The 15,554-nt window shown below is 72.1% G+C and carries 16 protein-coding genes; 12 read left to right on the top strand and 4 right to left on the bottom strand.

Annotated features, from left to right (window positions below; translation table 11 throughout):
* Positions 1-3: 3 nt before the first annotated feature.
* Complete coding sequence (gene kdpC / locus AC4BDD_RS06445; protein WP_490689998.1) at positions 4-657, top strand: potassium-transporting ATPase subunit KdpC; 654 nt, start codon at positions 4-6, stop codon at positions 655-657.
* A 108-nt stretch (positions 658-765) separates the two neighbouring features.
* Here kdpC and AC4BDD_RS06440 read toward each other — a convergent pair whose 3' ends face one another.
* The gene (locus AC4BDD_RS06440; RefSeq protein ID WP_490689997.1) at positions 766-1,308 is read right to left on the bottom strand and encodes a GNAT family N-acetyltransferase; all 543 of its coding nucleotides are present in this window, start codon (positions 1,306-1,308) and stop codon (positions 766-768) included.
* A gap of 190 nt (positions 1,309-1,498) precedes the next feature.
* On the opposite strand from AC4BDD_RS06440, the gene AC4BDD_RS06435 reads away from it, so the two are divergent.
* From AC4BDD_RS06435 to AC4BDD_RS06420, 4 genes are all read left to right on the top strand, one after another.
* A complete protein-coding gene (locus AC4BDD_RS06435) occupies positions 1,499-4,072 on the top strand; it encodes a DUF4118 domain-containing protein (RefSeq protein ID WP_490689996.1) in 2,574 nt (857 codons plus the stop codon).
* Between the two features lie 73 nt (positions 4,073-4,145).
* The gene (locus AC4BDD_RS06430; RefSeq protein ID WP_490689995.1) at positions 4,146-4,886 is read left to right on the top strand and encodes a response regulator; all 741 of its coding nucleotides are present in this window, start codon (positions 4,146-4,148) and stop codon (positions 4,884-4,886) included.
* Positions 4,887-5,067: 181 nt separating this feature from the next.
* A complete protein-coding gene (locus AC4BDD_RS06425) occupies positions 5,068-5,466 on the top strand; it encodes an OB-fold nucleic acid binding domain-containing protein (RefSeq protein WP_490689994.1) in 399 nt (132 codons plus the stop codon).
* Positions 5,467-5,469: 3 nt separating this feature from the next.
* Positions 5,470-6,270, top strand: a complete 801-nt coding sequence (locus AC4BDD_RS06420) for a DUF3159 domain-containing protein (protein ID WP_490689993.1) — start codon at positions 5,470-5,472, stop codon at positions 6,268-6,270.
* A 59-nt stretch (positions 6,271-6,329) separates the two neighbouring features.
* On the opposite strand, the gene AC4BDD_RS06415 is transcribed toward AC4BDD_RS06420, so the two are convergent.
* The 3 genes from AC4BDD_RS06415 to AC4BDD_RS06405 form a co-directional block, all read right to left on the bottom strand.
* On the bottom strand, positions 6,330-7,010 hold the full coding sequence (locus AC4BDD_RS06415) for a potassium channel family protein (protein WP_490689992.1): 681 nt from the start codon (positions 7,008-7,010) through the stop codon (positions 6,330-6,332).
* Entirely contained in the window at positions 7,007-7,672 is a 666-nt protein-coding gene (locus AC4BDD_RS06410) for a potassium channel family protein (RefSeq protein ID WP_490689991.1), read from the bottom strand. The genes AC4BDD_RS06415 and AC4BDD_RS06410 overlap by 4 nt, the downstream gene beginning before the upstream one ends.
* A gap of 238 nt (positions 7,673-7,910) precedes the next feature.
* Positions 7,911-8,690, bottom strand: coding sequence for a DeoR/GlpR family DNA-binding transcription regulator (locus AC4BDD_RS06405; RefSeq protein WP_490689990.1), 780 nt, complete (start codon positions 8,688-8,690; stop codon positions 7,911-7,913).
* 255 nt (positions 8,691-8,945) lie between these two features.
* On the opposite strand from AC4BDD_RS06405, the gene AC4BDD_RS06400 reads away from it, so the two are divergent.
* The 7 genes from AC4BDD_RS06400 to AC4BDD_RS06370 all read left to right on the top strand — a co-directional run bounded on the left by AC4BDD_RS06400 (position 8,946) and on the right by AC4BDD_RS06370 (position 15,539).
* Positions 8,946-9,863, top strand: a complete 918-nt coding sequence (locus AC4BDD_RS06400) for an SIS domain-containing protein (protein ID WP_490691690.1) — start codon at positions 8,946-8,948, stop codon at positions 9,861-9,863.
* Positions 9,864-10,175: 312 nt separating this feature from the next.
* A complete protein-coding gene (locus tag AC4BDD_RS06395; protein WP_490689989.1) occupies positions 10,176-11,597 on the top strand; it encodes an ATP-binding protein in 1,422 nt (473 codons plus the stop codon).
* Complete coding sequence (locus AC4BDD_RS06390; protein WP_490689988.1) at positions 11,594-12,022, top strand: roadblock/LC7 domain-containing protein; 429 nt, start codon at positions 11,594-11,596, stop codon at positions 12,020-12,022. The genes AC4BDD_RS06395 and AC4BDD_RS06390 overlap by 4 nt, the downstream gene beginning before the upstream one ends.
* A complete protein-coding gene (locus tag AC4BDD_RS06385) occupies positions 12,019-12,378 on the top strand; it encodes a DUF742 domain-containing protein (protein WP_490689987.1) in 360 nt (119 codons plus the stop codon). Before AC4BDD_RS06390 ends, AC4BDD_RS06385 begins: the two co-directional genes overlap by 4 nt.
* Complete coding sequence (locus AC4BDD_RS06380) at positions 12,356-12,958, top strand: GTP-binding protein (RefSeq protein ID WP_490689986.1); 603 nt, start codon at positions 12,356-12,358, stop codon at positions 12,956-12,958. Before AC4BDD_RS06385 ends, AC4BDD_RS06380 begins: the two co-directional genes overlap by 23 nt.
* Positions 12,955-14,439 carry a cytochrome P450 gene (locus tag AC4BDD_RS06375; protein WP_490689985.1) on the top strand — a complete coding sequence of 495 codons (1,485 nt, stop codon included), beginning with the start codon at positions 12,955-12,957 and terminating at the stop codon, positions 14,437-14,439. The genes AC4BDD_RS06380 and AC4BDD_RS06375 overlap by 4 nt, the downstream gene beginning before the upstream one ends.
* Positions 14,421-15,539: a cytochrome P450 family protein gene (locus tag AC4BDD_RS06370; RefSeq protein ID WP_490691689.1), complete on the top strand. Its 1,119-nt coding sequence runs from the start codon at positions 14,421-14,423 to the stop codon at positions 15,537-15,539. Before AC4BDD_RS06375 ends, AC4BDD_RS06370 begins: the two co-directional genes overlap by 19 nt.
* Positions 15,540-15,554: the final 15 nt, after the last annotated feature.

The raw sequence follows: 15,554 nt of genomic DNA, 5'->3' as shown, positions 1-15,554 counted from the left end.
ACCATGAACACTTCCGTACGCGGCGCCGCCCGACTGGTGGGCGCGGGGCTCCGAGCCCTGCTCGTGCTCACCCTGGTCTGCGGCGTCATCTATCCGCTCGTCGTCACGGGCATCGCCCAGGCGGCGTTCCGGGACAACGCCAACGGCTCCGAGATCACCTCCGGCGGCAAGGTCGTCGGCTCCGAGCGCATCGGCCAGACCTTCGACCTCGACAAGACCGACGAGGAGGGCAACCCGCTGCCGGACCCGAAGTGGTTCCAGCCCCGGCCGTCCGCGGCGGGCACCAACGCCTACAACACCAAGTACAAGATCATCGTGTCGGGTGCCTCCAACCTGGCCGCGGACAGCCAGGTGCTCCTGGACGCCGTGAACGACCGCCGCGGGTCGGTCGCCGAATTCAACGACGTCGACCCCAAGGACGTGCCGGTGGACGCGCTCACCGCCTCCGGCTCCGGCATAGACCCGGACATCTCCCCGGAGTACGCCGAGCTCCAGATCAAGCGGGTGGCCAAGAACCACCCCAAGCTGACCGAGGCCCAGGTCGCCAAGTTGGTCGACGACCACACCGACGGCCGGATCCTCGGCTTCATGGGCGAGCCCCGCGTCAACGTCCTGAAGCTCAACATCGCGCTCAAGGAGCTCGACGCCAAGAGCTGAACCGCGACGCGACAGTGCGGCGGCCCGCGCCCCATGGGGGAGGCGCGGGCCGCCGCCGGCGCGTTCAAGCCGCCGCCGTCTGCGTTCAAAGAAGGACGCACCCCGGGGCTACCAGACGTCGCCGTCCCGCCAGTCGCAGGTCAGCTCGCCGGTCATCTCCAACGGCGCGCCCAGCGGCAGGACGTAGGTGGATCCGTCCTCCTCCGGGGTGCGCTCGATCCCGGTCGGGGTGAGTGCCGAGGTGGTGCCCCGCCACAGCTGCCAGCCCAGGGCCTGGTAGAACGCACCCGCCTCGTCGGCGGCCGACAGCGCGCCCAGCTCGTACGCCCCGCGCACCACCCGGTCCAGCGCTTCCATCACCGCCGCGCCGTATCCCTGCCTGCGGCGGTCGGCGCGCACCGCGACGCCCTCCACATAGCCGGTACGCAGCGCCCGGCCCTGGTGCACCAGCCGGCGCTGGATCACCGCGCCGTGGGCGATCAGCACGCCGTCCTCCCAGATCAGCGCGTGCGTGCCGCCGATGGTGTGGTCCCAGTCGGCGTCGCCGAAGTCCCCCTCGAAGGCGTCGTCGAGCAGCGCCCGGATCGCCGAGAGCGCCGCCGGGTCCAGGGCCGAGGTGTGCAGGAGCTGTGTCCGCGTTAAGTCCGTCATGCCGGGCATGATCGCAACCCGCACCGGTGTGTGCCAGGCGTTTTCCGCGCCGCCGCCGGACGTCAGAGCCGCGTCAAAGACTGGCCATCAGCCGTCACCTGGTCTGATTCGTCCCTTCTGGGGGTCGTACAGTCAGCAGTGCATTCGAATGAGCCGGGCGGTCTACCGGCCCGGGCACGAAAATGGGGCCATGGCACGCGGAAAGTTCAGGATCTACCTCGGCGCGGCGCCGGGCGTCGGCAAGACCTATTCGATGCTCTCCGAGGGCCACCGGCGTGTCGAGCGAGGTACGGACCTCGTGGTCGGCTTCGTGGAGCACCACGGCCGCCCCCGCACCGAGGTGATGCTGCACGGACTGGAAGAGGTCCCGCGCCGCACGATGGAGTACCGGGGGACGACCTTCACCGAGATGGACGTGGACGCGGTCCTCGCCCGCCGTCCCGCCGTCGTCCTCGTCGACGAGCTGGCGCACACCAACGTCCCCGGCTCCCGGAACACCAAGCGCTGGCAGGACATCGAGGAGCTGCTCCAGGCCGGCATCGACGTCATCTCCACCGTCAACATCCAGCACCTGGAATCGCTGGGCGACGTGGTCGAGTCGATAACCGGCATCCGGCAGCGCGAGACCGTGCCCGACGAGGTCGTCCGCCGCGCCGACCAGATAGAGCTGGTCGACATGTCGCCGCACGCCCTGCGCCGCCGCATGGCGCACGGCAACATCTACAAGCCGGACAAGATCGACGCCTCCCTGTCCAACTACTTCCGGCCCGGCAACCTCACCGCCCTGCGGGAGCTCGCGCTGCTGTGGACCGCCGACCGGGTCGACGAATACCTCCAGCAGTACCGGACCGAGCACAGCGTCTCCACCATCTGGAGCGCCCGCGAGCGCATCGTGGTCGGCCTCACCGGCGGGCCCGAAGGCCGCACCCTGATCCGCCGGGCCGCCCGGATGGCGGCCAAGGGCGCCGGCGGCGAGATCCTCGCCGTCTACATCGCCCGCAGCGACGGGCTGACCTCGGCCTCCCCGAAGGAGCTGGCCGTCCAGCGCACCCTGGTCGAGGACCTCGGCGGAACCTTCCACCACGTCATCGGCGAGGACATCCCGCACGCCCTGCTGGAGTTCGCGCGCGGCGTCAACGCCACCCAGATCGTGCTGGGCTCCAGCCGCCGCAAGGCATGGCAGTACATCTTCGGGCCCGGCGTCGGCGCCACCGTCGCCCGCGACTCCGGCCCCGACCTGGACGTCCACATCGTCACCCACGACGAGGTCGCCAAGGGGCGGGGGCTCCCCGTCGCCCGAGGCGCCCGGCTCGGCCGGTCCCGGATCATCGCCGGCTGGCTGGTCGGCGTGGTCGGGCCCGTCCTCCTCTCCCTCCTGCTGATCGGCACCAACCCCAACCCCGACTCCTACGACTCCGGGCCGGGCTTCGCCAACGAGGTGCTGCTCTTCCTCTTCCTCAACGTGGTGGCGGCACTGGCCGGCGGCATGCTGCCGGCCCTGGCCTCCGCGGCCTTCGGCTCCCTGCTGCTCAACTACTTCTTCACCCCGCCCACCCGCACGCTGACCGTCCAGGACCCCAAGAACATCGTCGCGATCGTGATCTTCTTCGCGGTCGCCGTCCTGGTCGCCTCCGTCGTCGGCACCGCCGCCCGCCGTACCCACCAGGCCGCCCGGCTGCGCGCCGAGTCCGAGGTGCTCTCCTACCTCGCGGGCAGCGTGCTCCGCGGCGAGACCAGCCTGGAGGCGCTGCTGGAACGGGTCCGGGAGACCTTCTCCATGGACTCGGTGGCGCTGCTGGAACGGGCCGGCGACGTCGATCCGTGGACCTGCGCGGGCAGCGCGGGCAGCGGCGACGCCCCGCCGCCGCGGCGGCCCGAGGACGCGGACGTCGACATGCCGGTCGGCGACCACATGGCGCTGGCGCTCAGCGGCCGGGTGCTGCCCGCCGAAGACCGCCGGGTGCTCTCCGCCTTCGCCGCCCAGGCCGTCGTCGTCCTCGACCGGCAGCGGCTGGTGGGCGAGGCCGAGCGGGCCCACGAACTGGCCGAGGGCAACCGCATCCGCACCGCGCTGCTCGCCGCCGTCAGCCACGACCTGCGCACCCCGCTGGCCGCCATCAAGGCGGCCGTCACCTCGCTGCGCTCCGACGACGTGGCCTGGTCCGAGGAGGACGAGGCGGAGCTGCTGGAGGGCATCGAGGACGGCGCCGACCGCCTCGACCACCTGGTCGGCAACCTCCTCGACATCTCCCGGCTGCAGACCGGCACCGTCACCCCGCTGATCCGCGAGATCGACCTCGACGAGGTGGTGCCGATGGCGCTGGTCGGTGTCCCGGAGAACAGCGTCACCCTCGACATCCCCGAGGAACTGCCGATGGTCGCCGTCGACCCGGGCCTGCTGGAGCGCAGCGTCGCCAACATCGTCGAGAACGCCGTGAAGTACAGCCCGCCCGGCACCCCCGTCCTGGTGGCCGCCAGCGCGCTGGGCGAGCGCGTGGAGCTGCGCGTCGCCGACCGGGGCCCGGGTGTCCCGGACAGCGCCAAGGACCGCATCTTCGCCCCCTTCCAGCGGTACGGCGACGCCCCGCGCGGCGCCGGGGTGGGCCTCGGCCTCGCCGTCGCCCGCGGCTTCGCGGAGGCGATGGGCGGCCGGCTCACCGCCGAGGACACCCCCGGCGGCGGGATGACCATGGTGCTCACCCTCCAGGTCGCGCCGGGACGCCCGCCGGCCCGCCCGGAACTTCCCGCCCAGGTCACCTCGTGACCGGCCGCGACGCAACAGCCCGGCCACCCCACCACCGCCCCGGCCACGACAGCACAGAAAGGCAGGCCGTCCCATGCCGCATCCTTCCGGCGGCCCTCTTCCAGCGACCGCTGTGAGTGCCCCCAGGACGCCCGTGAGGGTGCTCGTGGTGGATGACGAGCCGCAGATCGTCCGCGCCCTCGTCATCAACCTCAAGGCCCGCAAGTACGAGGTGGATGCCGCCCCGGACGGCGCGACCGCCCTCCAGCTCGCCGCCGCCCGCCACCCGGACGTCGTCGTCCTCGACCTCGGGCTGCCCGACATGGACGGCGTCGAGGTGATCAAGGGGCTGCGCGGCTGGACCCGGGTCCCGATCCTGGTGCTCTCCGCCCGGCAGACCTCCGACGAGAAGGTCGAGGCGCTCGACGCCGGAGCCGACGACTACGTCACCAAGCCCTTCGGCATGGACGAGCTGCTGGCCCGCCTGCGCGCCGCGGTGCGCCGCGCCGAGCCCTCGGGTCAGAGCGAGGACCCGGTCGTGGTGCGGACCGACGCGTTCACCGTCGACCTCGCCGCCAAGAAGGTCAACCGCGGCGGCCGCGACATCCGGCTGACGCCCACCGAATGGCACCTGCTGGAGGTGCTGGTCCGCAACACCGGCCGCCTGGTCAGCCAGAAGCAGCTGCTCCAGGAGGTGTGGGGCCCGGCCTACGGCACCGAGACCAACTACCTGCGCGTCTACATGGCCCAGCTGCGCCGCAAGCTGGAGACCGACCCCTCCCACCCCCGCCACTTCATTACCGAGCCGGGGATGGGCTACCGCTTCGAGGGCTGAGGGCTGGCGTGTCGGCCGGGGGTCCGGGGGTTGTCCCCCGGGAGACGGCGTATTACCGAGCCGGGGATGGGCTACCGCTTCGAGGGCTGACCCGGGGCGCGAGCGGGGGGTCACCGGGCCGGGCCGATGCGGTGGCGCCCGGACCGGTGAAGCGGTCAGGGCTCCCCGGTACGCTGGCCGTATGAGTGCCGAATCCCGATCCGACAAGCCCGCCGGCCGGTTCCGCCGGATGCTCGACCGGCTGTCGAGCTCCCAGGAGGAGCTCCACTCCGCAGAGCTGGAGCAGGACGCGGAGAACGCGGGCTGCACCAAGATCGGCGAGTGTGGCGACCGGCAGATAGTGATGGTGACCGGTACGCTTCGCACGGTCACGCTGCGGCCGCGGGCCGGGGTGCCCGCCCTGGAGGCGGAGCTCTACGACGGCACCGCCGCCCTGGACGTGGTGTGGCTGGGCCGCCGCTCCATCATCGGGATAGAGCCGGGCCGCAAACTCATCGCCACCGGCCGGATCTCCATGAGTCACGGGCGCCGGGTGCTGTTCAACCCCAAGTACGAACTCCGACCGCTCGGACAGGAGTAGCGGGTGACGACGTCTGACGACAAGCAGACCTTGACCGATCAGAACGCCGGGGGGGTCGCGCACGCCTCCGCAGCGCAACGCTCCGCCGCGCCGGACGCCGACGCGCGGGCCGCGGACGCCGCCCAGAGCAGGGCGGCGGCCGACACCGCGCTGCTGGAGGCGTTCGGCGGGGTGCGCGGCATGGTGGACACCACCGTGCCCGGACTGGTCTTCGTCCTGTTCTACACGATCAAGCGGGACATCCATCTCGCGGCCATCGCGGCCCTCGGCCTGTCGATGCTGCTCGCGGTCGCCCGGCTGATCCGCAAGGAGACCCTCAAGCACGCCTTCAGCGGCGTCTTCGGGGTGGCCATCGGCGCGGTCTTCGCGATGATGTCCGGCGACGCCAAGAACTTCTACCTCCCCGGCATGCTCTACACGCTGGGGCTGGCGATCGCCTACGTCCTCTCCGCGATCTTCCGCTACCCGCTGATCGGTGTGCTGCTCGGCCCGATGCTCAAGGAGAACCTCTCCTGGCGCACCCGCAACCCGGGCCGGTTCACCGCCTACACCAAGGCCACCTGGGCGTGGGGGCTGGTCCTGCTCGCCAAGTCGGCCATCCTCTTCCCGCTCTACTGGTGGGGGGACGCCACGCAGCTGGGCTGGGTCAAGGTGGCGCTGGGCATTCCGCCGTTCCTGCTCTGCGTCTACCTGACCTGGATCTTCCTGGCGAAGGCCCCGCCGCCGATCGACGTGATCGCGGAGATGGAGGCCGAGGAGAAGGCCGAGCGGGAGCGCGTGGCTTCGCACCCCGGCGGGGCCTGAGACGCGTCAAGGGCCGGGGCCCGGGGCTCAGCCCCGGGCCCCGGCCCTTCTCATGCGCGCTACTCCTCGACGGTGTCCTCGCGGCGCACCGAGAGCAGATCCTCCAGCTGCTCCTCGCGCGCCGGAGCCGCCACGAACAGCAGCTCGTCCCCGGCCTCCAGCACATCGTCCTTGCTGGGCGTCAGCACCCGCGTGCCGCGGATGATGGTGACCAGGCTGGTGTCCTCCGGCCACGCCACCTCGCCGACCCGGGTGCCCGCCAGCGCCGCCTCCGGCGGCAGCGTCAGCTCGACCAGGTTCGCGTCGCCGTGGCTGAAGCGCAGCAGCCGCACCAGGTCGCCGACGCTGACCGCCTCCTCGACCAGGGCGGACATCAGGCGCGGCGTGGAGACGGCCACGTCCACCCCCCAGGCCTCGTTGAACAGCCACTCGTTCTTGGGGTTGTTGACCCGGGCCACCACCCGCGGCACCCCGTACTCGGTCTTCGCGAGCAGCGAGACGACCAGGTTCACCTTGTCGTCGCCGGTCGCGGCGATGACCACGTTGCAGCGCTGCAGCGCGGCCTCGTCGAGCGAGGTGATCTCGCAGGCGTCGGCCAGCAGCCACTCGGCCTGCGGCACCCGCTCCACCGAGATCGCGGTCGGCGCCTTGTCGATCAGCAGTACCTCGTGCCCGTTCTCCAGCAGCTCACCCGCGATGGAACGTCCCACCGCGCCCGCTCCGGCGATCGCAACCCTCATCGCGCGTCCTCCGGGCCCGTCTCGAACGCCGCCTCGACCTTCTCGACCTCGTCGGTGCGCATCATCACGTGCACCAGGTCCCCTTCCTGGAGCACCGTCTGTGAAGTCGGCAGCATCGCTTCGCCCAGGCGGGTGATGAACGCCACCCGGACCCCGGTCTCCTCCTGCAGTTTGCTGATCTTGTGCCCGACCCAGGTCGGGGAGGTGTGCACCTCGGCCAGCTGCACTCCGCCGCTCGGGTCCCGCCACAGCGGCTCCGAGCCGGAGGGGAGCAGCCGCCGCAGCATCTGGTCGGCGGTCCAGCGCACCGTGGCCACGGTGGGGATGCCGAGCCGCTGGTAGACCTCGGCGCGGCGCGGGTCGTAGATGCGGGCCGCGACGTTCTCCACGCCGAACATCTCGCGCGCCACCCGGGCGGCGATGATGTTGGAGTTGTCGCCGCTGCTGACCGCGGCGAACGCTCCGGCTTCCTCGATGCCCGCCTCGCGCAGGGTGTCCTGGTCGAAGCCGACCCCGGTCACCCGGCGGCCGCCGAATCCGGCGCCCAGCCTGCGGAAGGCCGTCGGGTCCTGGTCCACGACAGCGACCGTGTGACCCTGTGCCTCCAGGGTCTGAGCGAGTGCGGCGCCGACTCGGCCGCAGCCCATGATGACGACGTGCATCGTCCCGCTACCCCGCACTCCTGGCCGGCCCGCTGAATTCCGTAAACAACCCGCTCACATCTTCCTTCTCGGCTCACCCGGTGCGTCGGGACCGTCGATGGCCCCGGCGTGGCCGGGTCTGGACGCGTCAGGCAGGCGGAAAGCCGGCCCCTCGCATGTCTGAGTCCACCGTAGCGGGACCCGGGAAGGCAACTTGGAACGCATGGTCGATCCGGCGGCCTGGGGCCTGCGCGGGCGGTCAGACGGTGACGACCGTCACGCCCGCCTCGGTGAAGGCCTCGGCGAGGTCCCGTGGGACGGCGGCGTCGGTGACCAGGACGTCGACCTCGGCGGTGGCGCAGATACGGGCGAAGGCGCGCTCGCCCAGCTTGCTGGAGTCGGCGGCCACCACCACCCGCGCCGCCCGCTCGCACAGCAGCCGGTTGATCCTGGCCTCCGCCTCGTCATGGGCGGCGGCGCCCTCGCTCACATGGAAGGCGTTCACCCCCAGCACCGCGGTGTCCAGGGAGATCTGCCCGAGCACGCCGTCGGCGAGCGGCCCGATGAGCTCGTAGGACTGCGGCCGGGCCACCCCGCCGGTGACGACGATCTTGATGTGCGGGCGGACCGCCAGCTCGTTGGCGATGTTCAGGGCGTTGGTCACCACCGTCAGGGCCGGGGAGCCGTCCGCCGGCTCCGGCCGCACCGCGAGGGCGCGGGCGACCTCGGTGGTGGTGGTCCCCCCGGTCAGGCCGACCGCCTCGCCGGGCGCGATCAGCTCGGCCACGGCGCCGGCGATGCGCTGCTTCTCGGAGGCGCGGCGGGAGACCTTGTAGCGGAGCGGAAGCTCGTAGGAGACCCCGTGCACCACCGCCCCGCCCCGGGTGCGTACCAGCATCTGCTGCTCGGCGAGCTGGTCGAAGTCGCGCCGGATGGTCGCGGCCGAGACGCCGAGCGCGGTGGCCGCCTGCTCGACGTCCAGCCGGCCCTGCTCGACGAGTAGTTCCAGCAGTGCCTTCCAGCGGGCGTCCCGGGACATCCGGCCCCCTCCATCCGTCGATCGGGTCTGGTGGATCTGCTCTCGTCGATCGGCGGGCGGCGCTCCCGCCGTCTCACCGGTCCGATCGTCGATCGTCCCGTGACCCTAGCGCGACACGCTGTGATGCTTGATCGCGCTCGGAAGTCGCCGATATCTTGCAGAAACGCTCAACATTCGCCTCAGGGGTGGGAGTTCGCCGTGAGCCATGGAGAGAAGCAAGCCCGAACCGAAGCCGAGCAGGACATCCGCGCCGACATCGAGCGGGGCCGCACCGACGTGGAGCGGGAACTCGCCAGCCAGCCCGAGTGCTGGCGGCGGGCGGCCGGGCTGGCGGCCGCCCATGCCACCGTGCTCCCGCGCGCCGGAGAGCGGGTGGCCATCGTGGGGTGCGGCACCTCGCTGTTCATGGCGCAGGCCGCCGCGGGCTTGCGTGAGGGCGACGGACAGGGCGAGACGGACGCCTTCGCCGCCTCCGAGTTCCCCCTCGGCCGCCGCTACGACCGGGTCGTGGCGCTCACCCGCTCCGGGACCACGACCGAGGTGCTGGAACTGCTGGCCCGGCTGCGCGGCTCGGCCCGGACCACCGCGATCACCGCGGATCCCGCGACCCCGGTGATGACGGCCGCCGACGACGTGGTGGTGCTGGACTTCGCCGACGAGCGGTCCGTGGTGCAGACCCGCTTCGCCACCAGTGGGCTGACCCTGCTCCGCGCCCACCTGGGCCTGCACACGACGGACGCCGTCGCCGACGCCCGGACCGCGCTCGCCGAGCCGCTGCCGGCCGGGTTGGCCGACTGCTCGCAGTTCACCTTCCTCGGCCGTGGCTGGACGGTGGGTCTGGCCAACGAGGCGGCGCTGAAGATGCGGGAGGCGTCGCTGGCCTGGACCGAGTCCTATCCGGCGATGGAGTACCGGCACGGCCCCATCAGCATCACCGCACCGTCCACCGCGACCTGGATGCTGGGCGAGGCGCCCGAGGGGCTGGCCGAGCAGGTGCGGTCGGCCGGCGGGATGTGGGTCGCCGGCGGGCTGGACCCGCTCGCCGAGCTGGTGCGGGCGCAGCGGCTCGCGGTCGCCGTGGCGGCCGCCCGGGGGTTGGACCCGGACCGCCCGCGCCATCTGACCCGCTCGGTGATCCTCGACGGCTCCGGGCCCGGCGGAGGTGATTCCTGACCGCCGGGGGAGCGGTTCCCGGCTCCGCGAGGGCGGTTCCCGAGCGGGCGGCGGCGGTTTCTGACTCGGCGACAGCGGTTTCTGGCCCTGAGAAATAATTTGCTCTGGCAAAGTTCCGAGTCGGGCATTCCGGTTCGCTGTCGCCCGTACCCGCACAGACCTGAGTGCGCCCAAATCGGGTTACTCGCGGGTCAATCGGCGCCCCATCTCGCAAATTGTGATGGCGAAGGGACACTTGGTCACCAGCGCGACTAGGATGATCGCTGTATTCCGCTTCTGGACTCCTCTTGTCCTCTCGTCCACGAGGAACTGATGACAGATCACATATCGGAGGTGATGGTCTGGTGCCTGGGCGTGCTCGTATTGGTCGCTTCGGTGCTGCTGCTGCGTCAGCACCGGATCACCGCCACCGTGCGCAAGCGCAACGCCGTACTTGAAGACAGCCTGCGGTCGCGGGACGCGGAGATCCAGCACCTCGTCGCCGTCCGGCTGCCCGCCGCCGGGGATGCCTCGCCCCAGCCGGTCGCACCCCCCGGCCTCCTCGACGGACGGCTCGCCGGGACGGCGTACGCGCAGGGCCTGCAGGCCGCGGTGGACCTCTTCACCCAGGCCGTGGACCGGGCCCAGACCAAGGCCGACACCTCGGCCAAGGCCGCGCTCAAGGCGTCGATGCGGGCGCTCCAGGGCCTCGCGCACGAGCAGCAGATGTCCATCTCAGAGATGCAGGACCGGCACGACAACCCCGACGTCCTCCGCGACCTGCTGGAGATCGACCACGCGAACTCCCAGTTCGGCCGCCGGGCCCAGGCCATCGCCGTGCTCTGCGGATCCTGGCCCGGCCGGCAGCGTGCCGCCTCCTCCCTCAGCGACGTGGTGCGGGGCGCCAAGTCGCGCATCCGCGACTACCGCCGTATCCAGGTGCACTCCCAGATCGACATCGCGGTCATCAGCCGGGCCGTGGAACCGGTGGTGCTCGCCGTCGCCGAGCTGCTGGACAACGCCGCCCGCCACTCGCAGCCCAACACCACCGTCGAGGTGAGCCTCCAACCGGTGCACAACGGCGCCTGCGTGGTGATCGACGACGCCGGTGTCGGCATGGACGGCCAGGAGGTGCAGCGGGCCGGCGCCCTGCTGTCCGGGCACCGCCCGGTCGACGTCTCCCGGCTCGGCGACCCACCGCAGTTCGGCTTCCCGGTCATCGGGGTGCTCGCCGCGCGGTACGGCTTCAGCGTCTCGGTGGACACCCGGTCCCCCTACGGCGGCGTGCGGGCCGTCCTCTTCCTCCCCAGCGCGCTCCTCACCCACCTGGAACCGGACGGACCGCACCCCATGCAAGCCCCCGCGCCCGCCGCCGCGCAGCCCCGGACCCCCTCACAGCCCCGGCAGCACCGGAGCGCGCCGCCGGCCCCCGAGCCGCGCAGCCCGCTGGGCCACCCGCAGCCCGGCGACGACGTGCCGCGCAGCTACCCGTCGACCGCCGGCGGCCTGCCCAAGCGCCGCCGCCGGCAGCCGGCGGTCGACCAGCCGGCAATCGACCAGCCGGCGGACGACTGGCCGACGCCGGGCAGCCGGCCGCAGCCCGGACACGAGCCGGACACCGGCTCGCACCCCGTCCGCTCGGCGGAGGAGACCGCCCGGCGCATGGGGGCGTTCGCCCGCGGCACCCGATCCGGTCGTGCGGGCAACCGCGACGACGCCGCTGAGCACCACGATGAAGGGAATCGCCAGGCATGAACGACCACATGAACAACGAGTTGGGCTGGATGCTCGACGAGGTCGTGAAGATGCCGGAGGCGCGGCACGCGATCCTGCTCTCCGCGGACGGCATGCTCCGCGCCCACTCCGAGGGCATCGACCGTGACGAGGCGGAACGCCAGGCGGCCGCTCTCTCCGGCCTGCAGTCGATCAGCCGCAGCACCGCCGAGTTCTGCGACCGCCAGGAGACCCCCTGGCAGCAGACGCTCGTCGAGTTCGTCGGCGGATACGTCTTCCTCATCGCCGCCGGCCCCGGCGCCTACCTCGCGGTCTCCGCCGGCGCCGAGGTGGACATGGAGGCCGTCACCTACCGGATGCAGAAGCTCGTCGACCGGCTCGGCAAGGAGCTCACCAGCCCGCCGCGGCAGGACGCCTCGTGGCAGGGGATCGGCAGCCCGGCATGACCGCGCGGCGGCGTCAGGAACGAGGGCTGGTGCGGCCGTACGTCGTCACCGACGGCCGCGCCCACCCGACCCGCAACACCTTCGACCTGGTCACGCTGGTGATGGCGCACGGCGACCGGCCACTGGGCGGGCTCAGCCCCGAAAAGCGCAAGCTCATGGAGCTGTGCCTCGGCGGGGCGCTCTCGGTCGCCGAGGTCGCCGGCCATCTGCGGCTGCCCGTGAGCGTCACGAAGGTCCTGCTCGGCGACCTCGTCGACAGCGGTCACATCACCACCCGGTCACCCATCCCCTCGGCCCAGCTGCCCGAGGCCCAGCTCCTGCAGGAGGTGCTCGATGGACTCCGCGCTCGCCTCTGACAACGGCGTCTATCTGCGACAGTCCGTCCGGACAGCGGTGAAGCTGCTGGTCGTCGGGCACTTCGCGGTCGGCAAGACCACCTTCGTCGGCTCGCTGTCCGAGATCAAGCCGCTGCGCACCGAGGAGACGATGACGCAGGCCGGCGCACTCGTCGACGACCTCGCCGGCATCAAGGACAAGACGACCACCACGGTGGCGATGGACTTCGGGCGGCTCACCCTCAGCGACTCGCTCGTCCTCTACCTCTTCGGCGCACCCGGCCAGCAGCGCTTCACCCGGCTGTGGCAGGACATGACCCGCGGCGCGCTGGGCGCACTGGTGCTGGCCGACACCCGCCGCCTGGAGCAGTCCTTCGACGTCATGGGGCTGCTGGAGGAACACGGGCTGCCCTACGCGGTCGCCGTCAACCACTTCGAGGGATCCCCGGTCTTCGCCGAGGAGGAGATCCGCGAGGCGCTCGACCTGCTGCCCGAGACCCCGCTGGTCACCTGTGACGCCCGCGACCGGACCTCCTCCACCCAGGCACTGATCTCCCTCGTGCAGTACCTGCACTCCCGTACCACCCAGGAGCATGTGTGACCTACCGCCCCGACGCCGGCACCGTGCCGCCCCCCGGCTGCCCCGCACACACCGGCTCAGACGGCCACCCCACCGCGAGCGTGCCGCTGTACGGCCCCGACTTCGCCGCCGACCCGCAGGCCGTCTACGCCCGGCTGCGCACCTACGGCCCCACCGCCCCGGTCGAGTTGGCCCCCGGCGCGCACGCCACCCTCGTCACCGGCTACCACGCCGCACTCGAAGTGCTGCGCAGCCCGGAGAAGTTCGCCAAGGACTCCCGCCGCTGGAAGGCCCTGGCCGACGGCCGGGTCGCCCCGGACAACCCGGTGGTGCCGATGATGCACTACCGCCCCAACTGCCTCTTCGCGGACGGCGAGGCCCACGCCCGGCTGCGCCAGCCGGTGACCGACAGCCTCGCCCGGGTGGACCCCACCGCGCTGCGCGGCTACGTCGAGCGCAGCGCCGACACCCTCATCGACGAGTTCGCCCCCACCGGCGAGGCGGACCTCCTCGGCGACTACGCCAAGGTGCTGCCGCTGATGGTCTTCCAGCAGCTCTTCGGCTGCCCGCCCGCGCTCGGCGAGCGGCTGGTCGCCGGCATGTCCGGGATCTTCGACGGGGTGGACGCCGAGCGGGCCAACGCCCTGCTCACCGAGACCTGCATCGAGCTGATCTCGCTCAAGCGCCGCCGCCCCCAGGCGGACATCACCTCCTGGATGCTGGCCCACCCCGTCCAGCTCACCGACGAGGAGATGATCCACCAGCTCGTCGTCCTGATGGGTGCCGGAACCGAACCCCAGCAGAACCTGATCACCAACGCGCTCCGGCTGCTGCTCTCCGACGACCGCTTCGCCGGCGACCTGTCCGGCGGCAGCCTCCCGGTGGAGGACGCGCTGGACGAGGTGCTGTGGCTGGACCCGCCGATGGCCAACTACGGCATCCACTACCCCGTCCACGACCTGGACTTCGGGGGAGTGCGGCTGCGTGAGGGCGAGCCGGTCGTGGTCAGCTTCGCCGCCGCCAACAACGACCCCGTCCTCGCCTCCGACCACCGCGCCGGCAACCGCGCCCACCTCTCCTGGAGCGCCGGCCCGCACACCTGCCCCAGCAAGGACGCGGCCCGGCTGATCGCGGCCGTCGCCGTGGAGAAGCTGCTGGACCGGGTACCTGACATCGAGCTCGCCGTCCCGGCCGACCAGCTCCGGTGGCGGCCCGGCCCCTTCCACCGCGCACTCGCCGCGCTGCCCGTCCGCTTCCCCCCGGTGCCCCTCACCGTGACGACGCCGCTGCCGAACCTGGCGCCCGCACCCGAGGCCGCACCCGCGCGTGACCACATCGACGACACCTCTGGAGACAGCCGATGGAACGCCAGCCCAGCCAGCCGGCCCCTTTTGTCATCGACCCCACAGGCCGCGACATCCACGCCGAAGCCGCAGCGATCCACGCCCGGGGGGCGGCGACGCCTGTGGAGCTCCCTGGCGGCGTGGTGGCGTGGGCAGTAACCCGGCAGCCCCTGCTCAAACAGCTCCTCACCGACCCGCGCGTCTCCAAGGACCCGAACCGGCACTGGCCCCGCTGGATCAACGGCGAGATCTCCCCCGAGTGGCCGCTGTTCACCTGGGTCGCCGTGCGGAACATGTTCACCGCCTACGGAGCCGACCACAAGCGCCTGCGCACCCTGGTCGCCAAGGCGTTCACCGCGCGGCGCACCGCCGCCCTGCGCCCCCGCATCGAGGAGATGACCGCCGAGCTCCTCGACGCGTTCGCCGCCACCGCCCCGGGCGAGGTGGTGGACCTGCGTGAGGGCTACGCGTACCCCATCCCGATCCAGGTGATCTGCGAGCTGTTCGGCGTCGAGGACGAGCCCACCCGGCTGCGGCTGCGGGCCTGCGTCGACAGCATCTTCCACACCTCGGCCGACCCCGAGGAGGTCACCGCCACCTACGCCGAGATCTACGCCGTCCTCGGCGAGCTGGTCGCCCGCAAGCGCGAGCGGCCCGGCGACGACCTCACCAGCGGGCTGATCGCCGCCCGCGACGAGGACGGCGACTCCCGGCTCACCGAGCAGGAGCTGGTCGACACCCTGCTGCTGATGATCAGCGCCGGGCACGAGACCACCGTCAACCTCCTCGACAACGCCATCCACGCCCTGCTCACCCACCCCGAGCAGCTGGAGCACGTCCGGGCCGGCCGCGCCGACTGGGACGACGTGATCGAGGAGACCCTGCGGGTCCAGGCCCCGGTGGCCAGCCTCCCGCTGCGCTACGCCGTGGAGGACATCGAGCTCGACGGCGGCGTGGTGCTGCGCAAGGGCGACGCGATCGTCGCCGCCTACCTCGCGGCCGGTCGCGACCCCGAGCTGCACGGCGACGACGCGGCCGCCTTCGACGTCACCCGCAAGCTCAAGGACCACCTGGCCTTCGGACACGGCGTCCACTTCTGCGTCGGCGCCCCGCTGGCCCGGCTGGAGGCGGCCATCGCCCTCCCGGCCCTCTTCGAGCGGTTCCCCGGGCTGCGGCTCGCGGCCGGCCCCGAGGGCCTGACACCGGTGGAGTCCTTCATCTCCAACGGTCACCGCGGCCTGCCCGCCCTGCTGAGCTGACCACCTGCGGCGACC

The sequence above is a fragment of the Streptomyces sp. JLBT605 genome (assembly GCF_058215555.1).
Note: the sequence above shows the minus strand (reverse complement) of the source record. Positions and strands in the feature narration are given on the sequence as shown.